General features: G+C 68.9%; 13 protein-coding genes. 6 read left to right on the forward strand and 7 right to left on the reverse strand.

The window, feature by feature from the left end; all coding sequences use genetic code 11:
• The 3 genes from ATL40_RS00920 (at window position 1) to ATL40_RS00930 (ending at window position 4,392) form a co-directional block, all read left to right on the forward strand.
• Window positions 1-660, forward strand: coding sequence for a phosphosulfolactate phosphohydrolase (locus ATL40_RS00920; RefSeq protein WP_098467896.1), 660 nt, complete (start codon window positions 1-3; stop codon window positions 658-660).
• Between the two features lie 67 nt (window positions 661-727).
• Window positions 728-3,373, forward strand: a complete 2,646-nt coding sequence (locus ATL40_RS00925) for a circularly permuted type 2 ATP-grasp protein (RefSeq protein WP_098467897.1) — start codon at window positions 728-730, stop codon at window positions 3,371-3,373.
• On the forward strand, window positions 3,370-4,392 hold the full coding sequence (locus ATL40_RS00930; RefSeq protein WP_098467898.1) for a transglutaminase family protein: 1,023 nt from the start codon (window positions 3,370-3,372) through the stop codon (window positions 4,390-4,392). Before ATL40_RS00925 ends, ATL40_RS00930 begins: the two co-directional genes overlap by 4 nt.
• Before the next feature lie 17 nt (window positions 4,393-4,409).
• On the opposite strand, the gene ATL40_RS14915 is transcribed toward ATL40_RS00930, so the two are convergent.
• On the reverse strand, window positions 4,410-5,777 hold the full coding sequence (locus tag ATL40_RS14915; RefSeq protein WP_169925846.1) for a hypothetical protein: 1,368 nt from the start codon (window positions 5,775-5,777) through the stop codon (window positions 4,410-4,412).
• 146 nt (window positions 5,778-5,923) lie between these two features.
• On the opposite strand from ATL40_RS14915, the gene ATL40_RS00940 reads away from it, so the two are divergent.
• Both ATL40_RS00940 and ATL40_RS00945 read left to right on the forward strand, forming a co-directional pair.
• A complete protein-coding gene (locus tag ATL40_RS00940; protein ID WP_098467900.1) occupies window positions 5,924-6,952 on the forward strand; it encodes an LCP family protein in 1,029 nt (342 codons plus the stop codon).
• A gap of 125 nt (window positions 6,953-7,077) precedes the next feature.
• Window positions 7,078-7,986 (forward strand): PfkB family carbohydrate kinase, encoded by a 909-nt coding sequence (locus ATL40_RS00945; protein ID WP_098467901.1) that lies wholly within the window; start codon window positions 7,078-7,080, stop codon window positions 7,984-7,986.
• Between the two features lie 57 nt (window positions 7,987-8,043).
• Here the strand turns inward: ATL40_RS00945 and ATL40_RS00950 are convergent, their stop codons facing one another.
• Both ATL40_RS00950 and ATL40_RS00955 read right to left on the reverse strand, forming a co-directional pair.
• On the reverse strand, window positions 8,044-8,763 hold the full coding sequence (locus tag ATL40_RS00950) for a DUF6270 domain-containing protein (protein WP_143556832.1): 720 nt from the start codon (window positions 8,761-8,763) through the stop codon (window positions 8,044-8,046).
• Between the two features lie 61 nt (window positions 8,764-8,824).
• Window positions 8,825-9,991 carry a nucleotide sugar dehydrogenase gene (locus tag ATL40_RS00955; protein WP_098467903.1) on the reverse strand — a complete coding sequence of 389 codons (1,167 nt, stop codon included), beginning with the start codon at window positions 9,989-9,991 and terminating at the stop codon, window positions 8,825-8,827.
• A 468-nt stretch (window positions 9,992-10,459) separates the two neighbouring features.
• On the opposite strand from ATL40_RS00955, the gene ATL40_RS00960 reads away from it, so the two are divergent.
• Entirely contained in the window at window positions 10,460-12,136 is a 1,677-nt protein-coding gene (locus tag ATL40_RS00960) for a glycosyltransferase family protein (protein WP_342747587.1), read from the forward strand.
• Window positions 12,137-12,244: 108 nt separating this feature from the next.
• Here ATL40_RS00960 and ATL40_RS00965 read toward each other — a convergent pair whose 3' ends face one another.
• From ATL40_RS00965 to wecC, 4 genes are all read right to left on the reverse strand, one after another.
• Window positions 12,245-13,021, reverse strand: coding sequence for an alpha/beta hydrolase family protein (locus tag ATL40_RS00965; protein WP_098467904.1), 777 nt, complete (start codon window positions 13,019-13,021; stop codon window positions 12,245-12,247).
• A gap of 53 nt (window positions 13,022-13,074) precedes the next feature.
• Window positions 13,075-15,012, reverse strand: coding sequence for a glycosyltransferase family 2 protein (locus ATL40_RS00970; protein WP_098467905.1), 1,938 nt, complete (start codon window positions 15,010-15,012; stop codon window positions 13,075-13,077).
• A gap of 441 nt (window positions 15,013-15,453) precedes the next feature.
• A complete protein-coding gene (locus tag ATL40_RS00975) occupies window positions 15,454-17,037 on the reverse strand; it encodes a glycosyltransferase family protein (protein ID WP_143556833.1) in 1,584 nt (527 codons plus the stop codon).
• Window positions 17,034-18,296 (reverse strand): UDP-N-acetyl-D-mannosamine dehydrogenase, encoded by a 1,263-nt coding sequence (wecC, locus tag ATL40_RS00980; protein ID WP_281254874.1) that lies wholly within the window; start codon window positions 18,294-18,296, stop codon window positions 17,034-17,036. Before wecC ends, ATL40_RS00975 begins: the two co-directional genes overlap by 4 nt.
• Window positions 18,297-18,300 lie beyond the last annotated feature (4 nt).

An 18,300-nucleotide genomic window follows, 5' to 3' on the forward strand; every position in this document is an offset into this window, starting at 1 on the left:
ATGACCAACCCCTTCGATCAGGGCGGCTACCAGGTCCGCCTCGAGTGGGGCGCCGCCGGACTGGCACGGCTCGCCCCGGCAGACATCCTCGTCCTCGTGGACGTGCTGGGCCCGGGCGCCGCGCCCCTGGCCGCACTGGAGGCGGAGCCCACCGCCACCGTCTCCGCCGCGGCGCTCCCGGGCGGCGTGCCCGACGGCGCAGCTCACCCGGGCGGCGAGGTCACCGTGCTGTGGGGGAACCTACGCAACGCCACGGCCGTGGCGCGGGCCTGCCTGGCCGAGCAGCACGCCCGGGGCGGGCGCACGAGCATCGCGGTGATCCCCGCCCTCGGTGTCGGGGCGAGCGCAGAGGCCTCGCAGACGTCGACGCGGTTCGCGGTGGAGAACCTCCTCGCCGCCGGCGCGATCGTCGGGGCGCTGAGCGCGCTCGGCACCGACCACACCTCACCGGAGGCCGCGGCGGCGTGCGAGGCGTTCCACGGGCTGCGCCGCGCCGTCGGGCACCTGGTCACCGCGAGCGGGACCGCCCGCGCCTTCGACCACACGCCGGATGCGGCGCCCCCGCTCCCGCCCACTGATGCGGCCCGCGTGGATGCCACCACGCTGGTCCCGGTGCTGCGCGGCGGGGCGATCGTGGCCCTCGACACCGAGGGGTCATAGGATGACAAAGAACTGAATGGGTCGGCGCGCGGCGTCCTACCCGATTTGACGATTCTTTGGGGCGTTGATGACTGATGTGCTGGCCGGGTACAGCGCCGCTGGCCCGGGGCACGACGAGATGCTGCAGTCCACCGGCGCGGCCCGCGAGGCCTGGGCCCAGATGGCGGACCTCGCCGGGCTCGCCGACGGCAGTCAACTCGCCGCCCGCGCCCGCGAGGTCGTGGACCTGCTGGAGGACAACGGCGTGCGGTTCGGCGCCGGCCGTGCCGCCGCGCCCTGGCGGCTGGACCCGCTGCCGGTGCTGTTCGACGAACTCGAGTGGGCCCGCGTGGAGGCCGGCCTGCAGCAGCGGGCGCTGCTGCTGGACCACATCCTCACCGACATCTCCGGCGACTCGAGACTGCTGACTAGCGGACTCATCCCGCCCTCCCTGGTGCTGGCCCACCCCGGGCTGCTGCGCGAGGTCGCCGACATCCGCAACCCCGGCCCGCATCAACTGGTGATGCTCGGCACGGACATCGCCCGCAACGCCGACGGCTCCTGGCAGGTGCTCGCCGACCGCGCCCAGGTCCCGATGGGGATGGGGTACGCGATGCAGGACCGCCGGATCGTGGCCGAGGTCCTCTCCGGCCTGTACCGCCACTCCCGGATCCGCCGCGTCGGCCCGTTCTTCCAGGCCATGCGCGCCGCCGTCCACGGCGCCGCCCCCCAGCACGCCGAGGGTTCCCCGCGCGCCGTGCTGCTCAGCCCGGGGCCGTTCTCCGCGGCCGCCTTCGACCAGGCCTATGTCGCCACGATGCTCGGATACCCCCTGGTGGAGGGCTCCGACCTCGTGGTGGAGGACGGCCGGCTGTGGATGCGCGCCCTGGGCCGGTTGGAGCCGGTGGACGTGGTGCTGCGCCACGTGGAGGCCGCGTTCTGTGACCCGCTGGAACTGCGCGGCTCCAACGGGCTGGGCGTGCCGGGCCTCGCGCAGGCCGCCCGCGAGGGCTCGGTCTCGATCGCGAACCCGCTCGGCGCCGGGGTGTTGGACAACCCGGGCCTGCTCACCTACCTGCCGCGGTTGTGCCGGGAGGTGCTCGGGGAGGAACTCCTCATCCCCTCCACCGTCACCTACTGGTGCGGGGAGCGCTCGATGGGCTCGCACGTGATCGCCAACCTGGACCGCCTCGTGGTGCGCCACACCGCACCCGGGTCGCCGAGCCTGCGCGGCTGGGAACTCACGATCGGCCAGCGCGCGGACCTCTCGGCGCGCATCGCCGCCGAACCGCACCTGTGGGTGGCGCAGGAGCGGGTGGAGGCCTCCACCACGCCCACCGTGAACGGCACCCGGCTGGAGGCGCGAGCCACGCAACTGCGCACCTTCGCGGCGGCCTCCGGGGACGGCTACGAGATCATGTCCGGCGGGGTGGCCCGGGTGGCCGACGGCGCCTCCGACCTGGTCGAACCCGGCACCGTGGGCACGGCGAAGGACGTGTGGGTGCTCTCCTCCCGCCCCTTCACCGTCTCCGACCCGTGGCTCACCGAGGAGGCCGTCCCGGCGCGCGGCCGGGTGCCCTCCTCGATCTCCCCCGGCGCCGCCGAGGGGTTGTTCTGGTTCGGGCGGTACGCGGAGCGGGCGGAGAACAACGCGCGCCTGGTGCGCGCCATCGGCGACCGCTGGAACGACTTCTCCGACGCGGCCCGCGGCAACGGGATCCCCGCCTCGGGCGGGCCCGCGGACCAGGGCGGGTCTGCGCCGTCGGGCACCAGCAGGATCCAGTACGACGGCGCAGCCGCCCTGGGCGTGCTGGAGGCCGCCCTGGCCGAGGTGGTGGGTCCGGGTGCCCTGCCCGATCTGGTCACCGACCCCGACCTGCTCGGCAGCGTGGCGCAGTCGGTCGGTGGGCTGCGCCAGTGCGCCACCGGCGTGCGTGACCAACTCTCGGGCGACATGTGGGCGGCGCTGAGCTCCCTCGAGCGCTCCCTGGAGGTGCAGCGGCGGCGGCAGGAGCGGCAGCGGGGCGCGGTGGACGTCGGCCCGATCACCACCCGGCTGCTGGAGCCGCTGCTGTCCATCGCCGGAATCCTGGGCGAGGCGATGGTGCGGGACGTCGGCTGGTGCCTGCTGGATGCGGGCCGTCGCCTGGAGCGCGCGCAGTACATCGTGGAGACCTTCGCGGCCACGCTGACCGCGGACCGCGACCCCGGGGTGGATGCCCTGGTACTGGAGAGTGTGCTGAACGCCCACGAGAGCGGCATCACCTATCGGCGCCGCTACCAGTCGCGCGCCAGCATCGAGACCCTCCTGGACCTGATGCTGATGGACGAGCGCAACCCGCGCTCCCTGCGCTTCCAACTCAGCAAGTTGCAGGTGGCGCTCGCCCAGGTGCCCGCCCCGGCCCGCGGGGTGGGGGATCGGGATGCGCTGTTGGCCGACGTCGTCGGGCTGCTCGCCGAGGCGGACACCCATGTGCTCGGCGCGCGCGGCGCGGACGGGTCGCGCGATCAGCTCGCGGACGTGCTCACCGCGATGGCGTGGCGGCTGCGTGCTCTGGGTGACGAGATCGCGCGGATCCACTTCACCCACCCGGTGCCCACCGCGTTCCTGGACGCCTCCGGAACCTATGCCGGCGCGGCCGGGCCGGCCGCGCCCGCACCGTTCGGGCCCACGCACCAGGTGGGGGACGAGGCCGTCTGGAGCGAACCGGGTCTGGGGAAGGGGGAGTCATGAGCAAGTACCGCGAGGAGGACGTGCGCCACTACCGATTGGCGCACCGCACCACCTACACCTACCCCGAGCCCGTGACGGCGTCCTACGGTCGGGCCGTCATGCTGCCCCGGGAGGGAGGGGGGCAGCAGGTGCACACCTCCGCCCTGCACATCTCCCCGCACGTGCGGCACTCCTCGGAGTTCAAGGACTACCACGGCAACCGCTCCTCCTACTTCATGGTGGACACCGAGCACACCGAACTGGAGGTGCTCGCCGAGTCGGTGGTGACCGTGACCCGGCGCCGCGCCAGCGTGGAGCGGATGCCGATGATCTCCTGGTCGCAGGCCTCCGAGGTGACGCACACGCTCGGCTCCCCGCACCGCGGGGAGGCCGCCGCGCACGGCATCGGTGGGCGGGCCGTGATCGCGGTGGCCGAGGCCACCCTCGGCTCCCCGATGGTGGAGGTGAGCGAGCAGGTGCGGGACTTCGCCGCACCCTCGTTCGGTCCCGGGACCCCGCTGGCGGAGGTGGTTGCCGACCTCTCGCGACGCATCCACACCGAGTTGGAGTACGCGTCCGGTTCCACCACGATCGATACCCGGCTCGCGGAGGTGCTCGAACGGCGCCAGGGAGTGTGTCAGGACTTCGCGCACCTGCTCATCGCGTGCATGCGGTCGATGGGCCTGGCGGCCCGGTACGTCTCGGGCTACATCGAGACCAACCCGCCCCCGGGGCGGCCGAAGCTGCGCGGCGTGGACGCCTCCCACGCCTGGGCCTCGGTGTGGATCCCGGGCGGTGGCTGGGTGCACATCGATCCCACGAACGACCAGTTCATCGACAACCGGTACGTGGTGCTGGGCTGGGGCCGTGACTACATGGACGTCTCACCGCTCCGCGGCGTCGTGTTCACGGAGGGCGCCGGGTCCTCCCTGAAGGTGGGGGTGGACCTGCTGGAACTCACCGCGGAAGAGGTCGAGGAGGTCCGCGCGTCCCACCGGGGCGCGAGCGCGCAGCGCGCCGGGCAACGCTCCCGGCGATAGCCGCGGAAGGTCGGCCGTCAGGGTTGGGGCGGTGACGTCGTCACGGTGGGGCTGGGTGTGGGGCTGGGCGTGGTCGGGGAGGGTCTGGGTGTGGTGGGCGCGGGGCTGGGCGTGGTGGGCGCGGGGCTGGGCGTGGTCGGCGAGGGGCTGGGGCTGGGGCTGGGCGTGGTCGGCGAGGGGCTGGGGCTGGCTGGCGAGGGGCTGGGCGTGGTCGGTGCGGGGGCCGGGTTCGGTGTGGTGGGCGCGGGAGCCGGGTTCGGTGTGGTGGGCGCGGGAGCCGATGTCCCCTCCTGCAGCCGGGCGGCCTCCTCGGCAGCCAGGCGTCGCGCCTCCTCCTCGGCCGCGATCCGGGCCGCCTCCTCCTCGCGCCAGGTGATCAACGCCGTCGTGCGCTCGGTGAGCCTGTCCGTCTCCTCCAGGAGCGCGCTGGCGCGCTCGCGCAGGTGGGCGATCTTCTCCGCGAGCACGTTCACCTGCGCGCTCGTGCGCACCTGACCCACGGTCACCGCGTCGGCCATCTCCTGCGCTGCGGGCTCGTCGAGCAGGTCCCGGCTGGCGGTGAGGGCCTCGTTGAACTCCGCCTGCTGCGTGACGGGTTCGGCGGCCTCGATCAGGTCCGCCTCCTCACCGAGCTCGGGCTCGGCTGCCTCGAGCGCGGCGGTGAGAGCCTCCTCGGCCTGGGCGAGCTCGGCCTGCGCCTTCGCGAGGTCCGCCTCGGCGCCCGCGGTGCGCAGGGCCAGCACCAGCGCGATGGCCTGCCGCACCTCGGTGCGCTCACCCTCCAGGGTGTCGGGGGCGTTGCGGGTGGCGGCCAGCGACTGGCGGGCGGAGAGCAGGTTGCCGAATGAACCCTCATCGATCCCGGCGAGCCGGATGCTGGTGTCCTCGGCCTCCTCCACGGCGCTCTCCAGGGCGGTGATCGCCTCGGTATCGTCCCAGTCGCTGCGGCTCTCCAGTACCTCCACGGCGTCCTCGAGCACGCCGTCGGTCTGCCGGATCGCGGAGTCCCGGGCGTAGGAGAGCGTGCCGAACTCGGCGATCGCGCTCTCGACGTAGCGGTCGTTCGCGGCGGTGGTGGCGGCGACTGCGCCGCCCGCCACGAGCACGCCGAGCAGGCTGAATGCCACCACCACCGGTCGCCGGTCGCGGCGCCGACGGCGCTTGGCGAACTCGCGTTCGGCTGCCTCCGCCTCCGCGGCGCGTTCGGAGTCCTCGGATTCGAATGCGGCGGCGAGCTCCCCGGGAGCGAAGGAGGGGCCCGTCGCGGCCTCGGCGGAGGCCGGGTCCACGGGATGCCAGGCGACGGGGCTCGGAGCGGAGGACTGCGCATCGCCCATCCCGGGCACGGCATGATCTCGACGCTCCGGCTGCCCCTGTGAACTCACGGGTGGAATTGTACGGGGAATCGGGCCGACGTCCCGCCTCAGGTGTGAGGGTCACGTGTGAGGAATGTGTGACGTGAGGCATGGCACCTGCCGAAGCCGGGTGCCCCCGATATGCCTGGCCAGCGGATTCGGGTCACGATTAACCCATGACACGGGAAAGGCGATTCACAGGGCGGGTGCGCACGCTCGCCGCCGCAGTGCTGACCTCGATCCTGGCCCTGGCCGCCTGCACGGCGGCGCCGCAGGCGGAGGTGACGCGGGCGCCGAGCACCATTCCGAGCGCCGTGCCGAGCGCCACCGAGACCACCACCACGCCGAGCTCCTCACCCAGCCCCACGCCGTCGCCCACCCCGAGTTCCCCGCTCGGCGAGGGCGCAGTCAACGCCCTGCTGATCGGCACGGATTCACGCACCAAGGGTGACCTGACGGGCAACGCCGACACGATCATGCTCGCGCACCTGCCGGCGGATCGGGAGGCGCTCTACCTCATCTCCTTCACGCGGGACATGTGGGTGGAGATCCCTGGCCTCGGCGAGGGGAAGATCAATGCGGCATTCGCGCGGGGCGGCACCCAGACGCTGGTGGACACGGTCTCGCAGATGCTCGGCGGGGTGGAGGTGGACTATGTGGCGCAATCGAACTTCGACGGCTTCATCGCGCTCACCCGCGCCCTGGAGGGTATTCCGGTGCAGAACAAGCACCATTCCACCGTGACCGTTCTCTCCACCGGCCGGGTGGTGGACTTCCCCGAGGGGGAGATCGTGCTGGAGAACACGGATGGACTGATCTACGTGCGCGAACGCAAGCGTTTGCCGCTGGGGGACCTGGACCGTACGGAGCGCCAGCGCGCGGTGATCGTGGGCATGCTGGACAAGATCGCCTCCTTCGCCGACGACCCGGCGAAGCTCGCGGAGGTGCTGGCCTACGTGGTGGGGAACGTGAAGATCACCGGCGATCTGGACCTCACCGACGTCACCGCGCTCGTCCCGCTCGCCGGCGAACTGACCCGCGAGGACGTGGTGGGCCTCATGGTGCCCATCACCGGTTTCGGCACGATCGACGGCGCCTCGGTGAACCTGGTGGACCAGGCGCAGACGGCGGCGCTGGGCGAGGCGATCCGCGAGGACGACCTGGCCGGCTACGTGGCGACCTACGGCACCGACTACGCGCCGTAGGCCGCGCGCGAGCGTGCGGGTGGGGCACGGAGGGTGCACGGGGCGCGCAGGTGTCCGCAACGATCCGCCTGGCTGCGGGCCCGGCTTCCACCGCACTGGGCGGCCGGCATCGGTAGATTCGGTCCATGGGATCCGCTGCCGGCCCGCTCGGGGTCTTCGTCGGCCTCGCGACGCTCGACGTCGCGCAGTACGTGCCGCATCCGCCCGGCCCGGATGAGAAGGTGACCGCGCAGGCCAGTGTGCTCAGCGCGGGCGGACCCGCCACGAACGCGGCGGTCACCTATCGTGCGCTCGGAGGCAATGCCCGCCTGGTCACCGCCCTGGCGCGTGACGGTGCGGGCGACCTGGTGCGAGCCGATCTGCGCCGCGGTGGCGTGGCGCTGGTGGAGGTCGCCAACACCCGCACCACCCCGGTCTCGGCGATCACCGTGGCCACGGTGGCCGGCACCCGATCGGTGGTCGGCTCGGATGCCCGGGGCGAGGACGTGCCGCCGCCCGATAGTGCGTGGATCACGCGGGTGCTGGACGGCGCAGCAGTCCTTCTCCTGGACGGTCACCATCGGGCAACGGCGGTCGCGTTCGCGCGCCGTGCCTGGGAGATGGGCATCCCGGTGGTGGTGGACGTGGGCCGCTGGAAGCCGGTCTTCGCCGAGCTCGCACCGCTGGCCACGCACCTGGTGTGTTCCGCCGGGGCGCGCGTGCCGGGCACGCAGGACCAGGCATTCGGGGCCGACGCCACCGCACGGGAGCTGCTCACCGGCGGCGCGCGGTCGGTCTCGATGACGGCTGGGGCCGGGAACGTCCGGCTGTGGCTGGCCGAGGACATGCCCGACGCCGCCGCCCACCTCATTTCCGTCCCTCCCGTGGAGGCGGTGGACACCCTGGGCGCGGGCGATGCGTTCCACGGCGCGTTCGCCCACGCCATTGCCCGCGGTCAATCCGCGCGTGGGGCGATCGAGGAGGGTATCCGCGTGGCGGGTATCCGGGTGGCGACGCGTGGACCCCGGGCGTGGTTGGGCGATCTCTCGCTGTGACCCGGGTGAGGGTGACGCGTTCGGCGGGCGCCGACGTCGCTCCTCACCCAGACGAACTCAGGGGAGCAGGTGGCGCACCAGTTCCTGGTACACCTCGGGGGCGTAGTGGAACGGCGCCTCCCCCCAGACGTGTTCGGCGCTGGAGCGGGGGTCGGTGATGTCGCGCCCGATGATCTCGATGCCGCGCCGCTCCGCCTCGTCCAGGTAGCGCTCGTACTTGGCGTTCCCGTCCTCAGCGCTCATGCCGAAGCTCGACGGCGTGGGGGAGCCATCGGCCGAGTGCGCCGCCCACGGCGGGGCGATCAGCACGAACCGGGCAGCGGGGTGTTCCTTGCCGACTGTGGTGATCAGCCGAGGCAACTGGGAGCTCCACAGGTTGAAGTGGAGATCCGTGCCGAAGGAGATGAGGGAGGCGATCTGGGCGATCGAGCCGTCGATTCCGGCGGCGATGAGATCAACACTCCGAGTCACGGCGGTGTCGTCCGGGAGCACATAGAAGCCCAGTCGCTCATCCGTGAGATCCCACAGGATCAGGTCCACCCTTCCGCCGGTACGGCGCAGCGCCGAAGGGAGTGATGACGCGAAGTCTCCTGCCGCTTGGCGTGCCTGGAAGCGCGACTCGAGTTCAGGTGCGGGAATCAGGGTCACCGGGGGTGAGTACGCCGAGACCAAGGATTGCCGGGCAATGTAGTCCACGATCCTGATGCGATCCTGCGGCATGGCACTCACGGTGTCCCGGGAGACGCAACTCCCGTACACCAGGATCCGAGTGGACACCGTCACCTCCGCATTCCGCCATGGGGCGGGATTGCGACGCTATCGCGAATGGTGCGCGTGGTCAGTCCCGCCCGTAGATGTCGCGGGTGTAGACCTTGTGCGCCACGTCCTCGAGGTCGTCGGCCTTGCGGTTCGCCACGATCACGTCCGCACGGGCCTTGAACGCCTCGAAGTCGTTGACCACCTCGGAGTGGTAGAACTCCGTCTCCTCGAGGTTCGGCTCGTAGACGATGACCTCCACACCCTTGGCCTTGATGCGCTTCATCACGCCCTGGATGGAGGAGGCGCGGAAGTTGTCCGATCCGGACTTCATGATGAGGCGGTACATGCCCACCACGCGCGGCTGGCGCGCGAGGATGTCGTTCGCCACGAAGTCCTTCCGGGTGGTGTTCGCGTCCACGATCGCGGAGATGAGGTTCTGCGGCACGTCGGAGTAGTTCGCCAGCAACTGGCGGGTGTCCTTCGGGAGGCAGTAGCCGCCGTAGCCGAAGGAGGGGTTGTTGTAGTGGGACCCGATGCGCGGGTCCAGGCCGACGCCCTCGATGATCTGGGCGGTGTTCAGGCCGTGCGTGGCCGCGTAGGTGTCCAGTTCGTTGAAGTAGGCCACCCGCAGCGCGAGGTAGGTGTTGGCGAACAGCTTGATCGCCTCGGCCTCCGTGGGGTCGGTGAGCAGGACCGGCACGTCCTCATCCTCGGCACCCTCCAGCAGGAGGTCCGCGAACGCCTGACCGGCCTCGGAGCGGTCACCCACCACGATCCGGGAGGGGTGCAGGTTGTCGTACAAGGCACGACCCTCTCGGAGGAACTCCGGGGAGAAGATGATCCGTGCTCCCGGGTTCGAGGCACGCAGAGCCGCGGTGAACCCCACCGGGACGGTGGACTTGATCACGATCGTGGCCTCGGGGTTCACCTCGAGCACCTGAGCGATGACCGCCTCGACGGTGGAGGTGTTGAAGTAGTTCGTGTCCGGGTCGTAGTCCGTGGGGGTGGCCACCACCACCACATCCGCGCCGGCGTAGGCAAGCGCACCATCCGTGGTCGCGGTGAGGTTCAGCGGCACCTCGCGGAGGTACTGCTCGAGCTCCGCGTCCTCGATCGGCGACTCCCGGCGATTGATGAGGGCGACCTTCTCCGGGTCGATGTCCACCGCGTGCACCTCATGGTGCTGCGCGAGGATGACGGAGTTGGACAGGCCCACGTAGCCGGTACCGGCGACTGCGATCTTCACGCTCCCAGCCTAGGGCGAACTCCGCGAGTGTGCTCGGGTGGGTCTTGTCGAATCAGGCTCCGGCGCGAGTGAGATGGCTCACCTGGGACGACGGGTCGTCGCGTTCGCGCCAGGCTGGAGCGATTGATGCACGGGGCTGAACTGATTGTCGTCGGAATTGAGGACGGTCGTTGGTGATGGCGACAGGAGACCTACCGCTAGGTTTGTTTCCAGGATCTGTTCCCACGAGAGTCAGAGGTGAAGAGCGGGGTGAGGGCGGCGAATGTGCGCGACGCGCGTCGCGCCCTGTGGCACCTGCGTGCCGGGGGCGTCCCCCAGGTAAAGGAGTTCCTCCGGCGCCGGGATGCCGCGGGCCGTAGGGGTGCCGCGGTACGGGTGCGGCGAAATCGACGCGGTGTCGCCACGGTCGAAGTCGAGCCCTGGGATCTCCCTCCGTCCCCTCAGCGTCGCAGCGACCTGCGGGTCGGCGTGATCCTGGATGACTTCTCTCGCCTGGCGTTCGGATTCGAGTGGACTCAGGTTCCCGTCACTCCGGAGACCTGGCGAGAGGTGACGGCGAGCGGCATCGACCTTCTCTTCGTCGAGTCCGCGTGGCACGGGAACCAGGACGCATGGCAGTACCAGCTCACCGGCTCGAAGGCGCCCTCGGCCGCGCTGCGCGAGCTGGTGGCGCACTGTCGCGACGCCGGCGTGCCAACCGTCTTCTGGAACAAGGAGGACCCGACGCACTTCGCGGACTTCCTCGAGACGGCGCGACTCTTCGACCAGGTCTTCACCACGGACGGCGACCGGGTGCCGGAGTACCGCCAGGCGCTGGGACACGATCGCGTGGGGGTGCTCCCGTTCGCGGCGCAACCGGCGGTGCACAACCCGATCCGCCGAGCGCGGGTGCACCAGGAGCGGGACATCGCCTTCGCGGGCATGTACTTCAGTCACACCCACGCCGAGCGTCGCGAGCAGATGGACCTGCTGCTGGGTGCAGCGCTCGACGTCTCCCCACAGATGGAGCACGGGCTGGAGATCTATTCCCGGCAGCTCGGGGGAGACGAGCGCTACCAGTTCCCGCCTCCGCTGGACTCGCGAGTCATCGGGTCGTTGCCCTACGCCAAGATGCTGGCCGTCTACCGGGACTACAAGGTGTTCCTCAACGTGAACACCGTGACCTCCTCACCCACGATGTGCGCCAGGCGGATCTTCGAGATCTCCGCGAGCGGGACCCCCGTGGTCTCCACGCCCAGCGCGGCGATCGGGCGGGTGTTCCCGCAGGACGAGGTGGCCCAGGTCGAGGACCGGGACGAGGCCGGCAACACCCTGCGCGCGCTGGTGCGCAATCCGGAACTGCGCGACCGGATGGTGCACCGCGCCCAGCGCCGGATCTGGGACGCGCACACCTACGCCCACCGGGTCGATGACGTGCTGGAATCGGTCGGCCTCGATGCGCATGCCGTCACTCGTGCCCGGCCCCGTGTCACGGCCCTGGTCTCCTCGATCCGCCCCCATCAACTCGACCACGTCGTCGAGATGGTCAGCCGCCAGCAGGACGTGGATGTCCAGCTGGCCTTCCTCGCCCACGGGTGGGACGTCGATGAAGGTGACCTGCGCGCCCGGGCGCGGGAGGCGGGCATCGGCGCGGTCTCGGTGCTGCGCGGTGACGTCGACACGCCCTTGGGCGTGTGCCTCAACCGGTTGGTCACCGCGGCCGATGGTGACTACGTGGCGAAGATGGACGACGACGATCTGTACGGGCCGCGGTATCTCGCCGATGCGGTGCACGCGTTGACCTACTCCCGAGCCCAGGTCGTGGGCAAACAGGCGCACTACGTGCACTTCCTGGGAGAGGACGTGCTGGCCCTGCGGTTCAAGGAGCGTGAGCACCGGTTCACGCACTTCGTGATGGGTCCCACGATCGTCGCCACTCGGGGCACGGTCTCCGAGGTGCGATTCCCGGACCGCACGCTGGGGGAGGACACCGGCTTCCTGGAACGCGTGACGAACGGCGGCGGCAGGATCTACTCAGCGGACCGGTTCGGATTCGCGCAGGTGCGCGGGGGATCGCCTCACACCTGGAATGCGAGCGACATGGAGATGCTCGCGCAGTCGGACGTGGTGATGGCGGGAATGAGCGAGGAGCACGTACATGCGTGAGGCCGTGAGGTCGTTGTGCGGGACTGCCGTTTCCCGGCGAACGGCCCACCGGTCGGCCGCGTAGGCGGACGAGGCCTCGAGATCTGCCGCGCGCCCCGTCCTGGCGCACTAGGGTGGCGGGACCGGAGTTCCCTTCACGACTGATTCGACCCACTCCAGAACACGAGCCACTCTGGGTGGCCCATGACCGTCGACGTGGTGCTCGTAATGGACGCGCACGCGGTCGCCCGCAACTTCGAGGAACGGCTCGCAATGCTCACTCATGTGGAACTCGTCGCCCGTGTTCTGAACGTACACGACGTCGGCGCCGGGACCGTGCGCATAGGCCCAGCACAGATCGACGCGGGCGCGATGCTGTTCCTCGATCTCTTGCCACGAGGAGTACGAGGGGAAGGCGGTCGCGTGAAACCGCTTGACGAGATACGGACGGTACCGCCTGATACGCGTCTGGGGTGAGAAGACGAGCGCGGTCGCGTTCTCCACGCGCGGAGCCAACGCCATCGACGCGAATCCCCCACCCGATGAACCGGTCAACAGGACGCGCTCCACCTCGAGGTGGCGGGCGATGCTGTTGATCAGGTCCGCAAGGTCCGGTGTGGGGTCGTAGGTCTCATCGCCTACGTACCAGCCGAGGCTGAGCTTCGGGGAGAGGCGAATGGTCGGGTCGGCGAGGTACAGGCCGTGGCGCTCGAGCGTTGAGAGGCTCGCCAGCCTCTCGAACCGTGGCGGTATGTACTTCTTGCGATCCGTATAGCCGTGAAGCGACACGATGAGAGTGTCCTCGACCAGTCCGCGCACGAGCAGCGCGTCCAACGGCATCCGATCGTCTGACGCCAACTTGAGGTGGACACGAGCTGTGTGGCCGAGGTCCTCGACATCCGACATGGCGCGGATCGGGGCGTGTGCGCGCTTGCTCCATGGCCGCTCTGCGGGCACGCTCATGCAAGGATCTCGGCGTTCTCCCGGGTCCCCGAGTGATCGCGACACGAGTCGAGATAGTCCACGAGAGCGATGACCCCCATCTCCTCGACGCAGGTCGGGGTCGCGGCGCCTACCTTCGAACTCGTGAGCCAGGACTGAATGCGCGGCGTTCGAGCAAGCCATTGGGGATGGTGGCCGAAGATTGCCTTGACGTTGCGCGCAACAGTCGCGACCTCGTAGTTCGCGCGGCCCTCGTCGCGGCGAACTGCAAACCGATCGGCATGCACGACGACGTGATCGGCCTCGAACGGGACCCCGTCGTCTCGCCGAAGTTGCATCAGGCTCGCCTCAGCCACGAAGACGACGTCGGCCGGGATCCCGCTGGAGAGTGAGAGGCGACGCACCTTCCCGGACTCGACGAGTGCATCGATATCGGGTGTTGAGTCCTCCTCGGGGCGCCGCAGGAAGCTGCGCATCGGAATGATCCCGATCCGGAGGCCGCGGTCAACGAGTTCTCCCACCAGGGCGCGCGCGAACCGGTCGATATCGCGACTCCCCCTGCTGAAGTCGGCTATGACGACGACGTCACATCGATAGGGCTCTTGCGTCCGACTGGGCAGGAATCCTGCCGGCGCAATGATTCGACTCCGATCGGGGTTCATCGGCATGTAGGAATCGGCGCTCCCATCGGCCACTGCGCGATGCCATGCCCGGTAGGTTGCGCGGTACTGGAGGCGAGCCTCGCTGAAGTAGCCCAGCGAGTTGTCCTGGCTCGTCAGATTGTTGTCGCCCATCAAGGAGACCTGCAGTGGTGAGCGCGTCACGGGCTTGAGCCGCTCGTCGTCGTTGAACAGGAGTTCCAGTCGCCGCTTGTACTCCGTGTCTGCTCCCTTTCGGACCGCGTCCCAGTAGCCGAGCCTGGACATGACCGTCTCCCGGCGGAACATCATCGAGGGGAAGCTGACGTGAACGACTTGGTCCGGGGCGGTCTTCACGAGGAAGCGCATATCGTTGTCACACCGAACCCACATCGAGATATTGGCGACATCTCCCGAACTCATGAGATGGCGAGCTTGCGTTTCAATGTGTTGTGGGTGGTGCCAGTCATCCTTGTCGGCCACGGTGACGAACTCACCAGCCGCCTGAGCGTAGGCCATGTTGCGCACCGTGTAGGCGCCCCTGTTCGGCGTGTTGAAAGTCAGGCGAATGCGCGCATCGCGATCAGCCCACCTCTGCAGTTGCGCGCGGTAGCTCGTCGGCGCGCCGTCCTCATCCACCTCCGGCGACCCGTCGTCGACGATGATGAGCTCGATGTTGCGCCAGGACTGGGCGAGGATCGAGGCGATAGCGAGGTCAGTGGCGTCATCCGGCTCGTAGACCGGCATGAGGATGCTGACGAGTGGGCCGTCCACGACCGGAGTCGGGGTCGACGTCGCGGTCAGGCGAAGGAACGGGTGCTCGGGGCCTGGGCGAAGGCCGATCGGCACAAGGCCCTCGGTGGCGAGGAGGCGATTCACCTCGCTGAGCCACGCCTGGTCCGTCACGGGGTGCCCGTCAGTCAAGTACGGATTGCGTCCGTTCTCACGTAGGAAGAGCTGGCTCACTTCGCGGCGACGATCGGGATACCGGGTTCTGAGCATGGCGACTCCGCGTTCGTACTCACCGCGTCGGACCAGGCCGTCCCCGTACAGGGATCGGTCGTGGCCGGTCAACTTCTGAGTGCTCCACTGAGCCTCGACGAGGGAGTAGAGCGTGGTGGCGCGGTCGATGTCCTCGGGGTCGAGGCGTTGTGCGTACAGCGTTTGGGCAAGCCCACACGCGGAGCCCGCGTGCAGGTGGAGCATGCCGAGCGTCTCCTCGACCGTGGTGCTGGTGCCCACGGACTCGAGGACGTCGCTCAGTTCGTCGAATGCCATGCCTCCCCGCGTCGTTGCCAGAGCCAGGACGTCGCGCATGTCCCGGGAGTGGGTTCGCCGGGCTTCGGTGACGAAGTCCTTGCGTGCTCGGGCGTCGCGGACGATCGCTTGGGCGAGACTGCGCTTCGCCGTGATCGGTGTGGGCGGGGGCTTCGGTGCCCGCGTGGGTGGGGCGGAGACCTTCGCAGGAACTGGCTGGCTCTGCGGCAGCCGCGCCAGGCGCGCGACTGCGTGTTGGTGCCGGCGCGTCGCACGCTCATTTGCGCGTACCGAGGTGATGGCGAGGAATCCGGTGAGGAGCAGAAGACAGATGAATCCAGTGTAGCCCGCCAGGACGATGTGCCCTAGGCCCAGGAGGAGTGCGACTGTGAGCGAGGCTATCGCAACCAGTGCAATAATTGCACGTACTCTGACCTTGCTTTGGAACAGTAGGCGAATGTTCACTCTTCGTCTCCAGTGGTGGGTTCGTTCACGCACAGATCAGCCCGAGGTGCTGAGGTGTCCATGTGCTGCCGTCTCATCGGGTCGATCCTTGCTCGCGCTGGTGGTGTGTGAGGCCCAAAGAGACTCCGTGGGGCCCCGTGGTGGTCCGACCCGACGCTGTGCACTCGCGATGCGCAGAATGGTGTGTGCGGCTGCCTGGGCTCCGTCCCAGGCCTCCAGCCTCGCGAGCCTTTCCCCGAGGGTCTGCCGGTTCGTGGGGGAGGAGAGTGTCAAGATCGCGCGGTGAAGATCCGTGACGCTTTCCACACAGAAACCTAGATTCGTCTCACGCGCCTTGCGGGCCCTCATTGCCTGGTCGTCTGTCTGGCTCGCGGTGTTCGGGACGAATGCCGACGGCAGGCGCGTGGCCAACGCCTCATGGACGGAATTGTATCCGGCCGCCAAGACGGCGAAGTCGAACGCGGCTGCCAGGTGCGAGATGGGATACCGATTCCGCAGGACCCTGACGTTCGGGCCTGCATTCGGTGCGCTCAGGGAGACGGATGATTCGAGCACGACGGGTGTGTACTCGGTCTCTCGCAGGATCATGTCGACGGCAAGCTCGGCCGCAGATCGTCCGTCCACCTCCGAACGTCCGCACTGGACGAGGGCGTACTGGCCAGCGGGAGGCAAGCCGAGCTCTGCGAGAGCGCGGCCTCTCTCGTCCTGCGCGAACGACTCCATGATGGTGATCGGTGAGACATGGGTGATCGTGGGCGCCTGAGCCTGATCCTTGTCCGTCTCGAAGAACTCGAGTGGCACGAGGACGTGGTCTGCCGCAAGGTGGGGCGAGTCGTACTGTGTTCGGTCCGTGTCTGCTTTCCAGGTGCCCCGGCGAAGCCAGACGAGCGGGATGCCCCTGCGGCGGCATGCCTGTGTGACGCCCCTGTAGACCACGGGTCCGTCGAATACCACGACGTCAGGGAACTGACTCGTCAGCGTTCGATCGAGGTGGGTCGCGAAAGCACGGTTCCACGCCTCACGTGACAACGGTGAGCTGCCATGACTCGGAAAGTGCTCGATCGGTACGCCGAGTCCACGAGCGGCGGAATATGCCGTGGAGAGAGTAAGGATAGCGGGGTCGATGATGCCGGCCCCGGCGCGAGAGATCGCAATGCAACGAGAGAGGTGCCCCATTCCGTGGCCGTTCGAGGTGACGAAGAGTGCTCGGGGTGCTGCCTCGTGGTGGAGTGCTGAGTCGAGATCCGGTGATGCAGGGGCCGCGGCCGGCGGGTGGAGGATCTCGACGTCCCCGCGAATGGTCTCTGTCATGGACTCGATGTGTGCGAGCCTCGTGGTGTGTGCGTACTCGTGGCGGGACTGCCTGGCACGCATGGTGTGGATCTGCTCGTTGAGGAGCCGAGTGTGCTGCTGCAGCATCCTCGCAACCGATCGCTGTGCGCTCACGATGGCGAGCGCGAGGGCCGCGAGTATGACGGCGATACCAGTGGCGACCAGGAGAATCGTCGCCACCTCAGCCCCCTCGTTCGTGGTGGACGCGAGGGCAAGGCCGGCGATGAGGAAGAGGCCGGAGAGAGCGAGAAGCAGGAGCGGCACGATGTGCCGACGCGCGCGCGTCATCGCCATATGCCTCGGGTATCGATGAGCGCTGCGCCGTTGAGCCTGAGGTCCGTGACGTCGAGGTCCCGAAACTGAGCGTGGTCGACCAGGAGCAGGATGAGATCGGCGTCCTCGGTCGCCTCGAGCAGCTGGCTGAGCTCGACGTTGGCGGTCGATGCCAGGTCGCTCGGAAGGGTGCTGATGTGTGGTTCTACGACTCGGATGTGTGCGGTTGGAACGAGGTGTGAGAGCCTCTTGACGATCTCGCGGGCGGGAGATTCTCGGAGGTCGTCGATGTCGGCTTTGAAGGACAGTCCGAGCGCGGCGATCCGGGGAGCGGCCCGGTCGCCCAGTGTGTCGAGCACGGTGCGAACGATGGCCTCTGGGCGGCTGTCATTGACCCGGCGAGCCGTCTGAATGAGCGGGGATTGCGCCGGGGCGGCAGAGGCGATGAACCAGGGATCAACGGCGATGCAATGGCCGCCGACTCCGGGTCCGGGGTTGAGGATGCTCACCCTGGGGTGGAGGTTGGCGATGGAGATCAGTTCCCAGGGATCGACACCGAGGTGCTCGGCTACGTTGGCAATCTCGTTGGCGAACGCGAGGTTGACGTCGCGGTAGGCATTCTCGGTGAGTTTTGAGAGTTCTGCGGTCAAGGCGTCGGTGACGACGACCCGTCCCTTGCAGAACCGCTGGTAGAGGTCCTTGGCGTGGCCGGCGGCCTCGGGTGTCAGGCCGCCGACGACGCGGTCATTGGTCACCAACTCAACCATCACTCGCCCAGGGAGCACCCGTTCTGGGCAGTGCGCGATATGAATGAGACCAGTCCCCGCACTCGGTGTGAGGGAGAGGTCGGGCCGGGCGGCGAGGATCCGATTGGCGAGTCGCTCAGTGGTCCCTGGCGGGGAGGTGGACTCGAGGATGACCAGGTTCCCGTCCTTGAGATGTGGAGTGATCGAGTCCGTCGCGGCGTCCACAAAGCTCAGGTCCGGCTGGTGGTTCTCGCCGAAGGGGGTCGGCACGGCAAGAACGTAGATGGTGACGTCGGGTACTTCTCGTTGTGCCGTGAGCCGACCTTGGGACACGGCGCCCGCGACGGCGATCTCGAGGTCGGGTTCAACGAAAGGAACGGTTCCGCTGCTGACGGCCTCGACTGTGTCGTGGTTCGTGTCGACTCCGACGACGTCGATTCCATTGGTGGCGAGGACGGCGGCGGTCGGTAGACCGATGTAGCCGAGCCCGAGTACGGCAACAGTTGGACACTCGTTCACTGTGCTCACAATA

It is taken from the genome of Serinibacter salmoneus, assembly GCF_002563925.1.
Classification (GTDB): domain Bacteria; phylum Actinomycetota; class Actinomycetes; order Actinomycetales; family Beutenbergiaceae; genus Serinibacter; species Serinibacter salmoneus.

Bases quoted from the DNA above. Each gene is read 5' to 3' on its own strand.
- ATL40_RS00920 (WP_098467896.1), top strand. From the start codon at position 1: ATGACCAACCCCTTCGATCAGGGCGGCTACCAGGTCCGCCTCGAGTGG.
- ATL40_RS00925 (WP_098467897.1), top strand. From the start codon at position 728: ATGACTGATGTGCTGGCCGGGTACAGCGCCGCTGGCCCGGGGCACGAC.
- ATL40_RS00930 (WP_098467898.1), top strand. From the start codon at position 3,370: ATGAGCAAGTACCGCGAGGAGGACGTGCGCCACTACCGATTGGCGCAC.
- ATL40_RS00940 (WP_098467900.1), top strand. From the start codon at position 5,924: ATGACACGGGAAAGGCGATTCACAGGGCGGGTGCGCACGCTCGCCGCC.
- ATL40_RS00945 (WP_098467901.1), top strand. From the start codon at position 7,078: ATGGGATCCGCTGCCGGCCCGCTCGGGGTCTTCGTCGGCCTCGCGACG.
- ATL40_RS00965 (WP_098467904.1), bottom strand. From the start codon at position 13,021: ATGTCGGATGTCGAGGACCTCGGCCACACAGCTCGTGTCCACCTCAAG.
- ATL40_RS00970 (WP_098467905.1), bottom strand. From the start codon at position 15,012: ATGCGCGACGTCCTGGCTCTGGCAACGACGCGGGGAGGCATGGCATTC.
- ATL40_RS00975 (WP_143556833.1), bottom strand. From the start codon at position 17,037: ATGACGCGCGCGCGTCGGCACATCGTGCCGCTCCTGCTTCTCGCTCTC.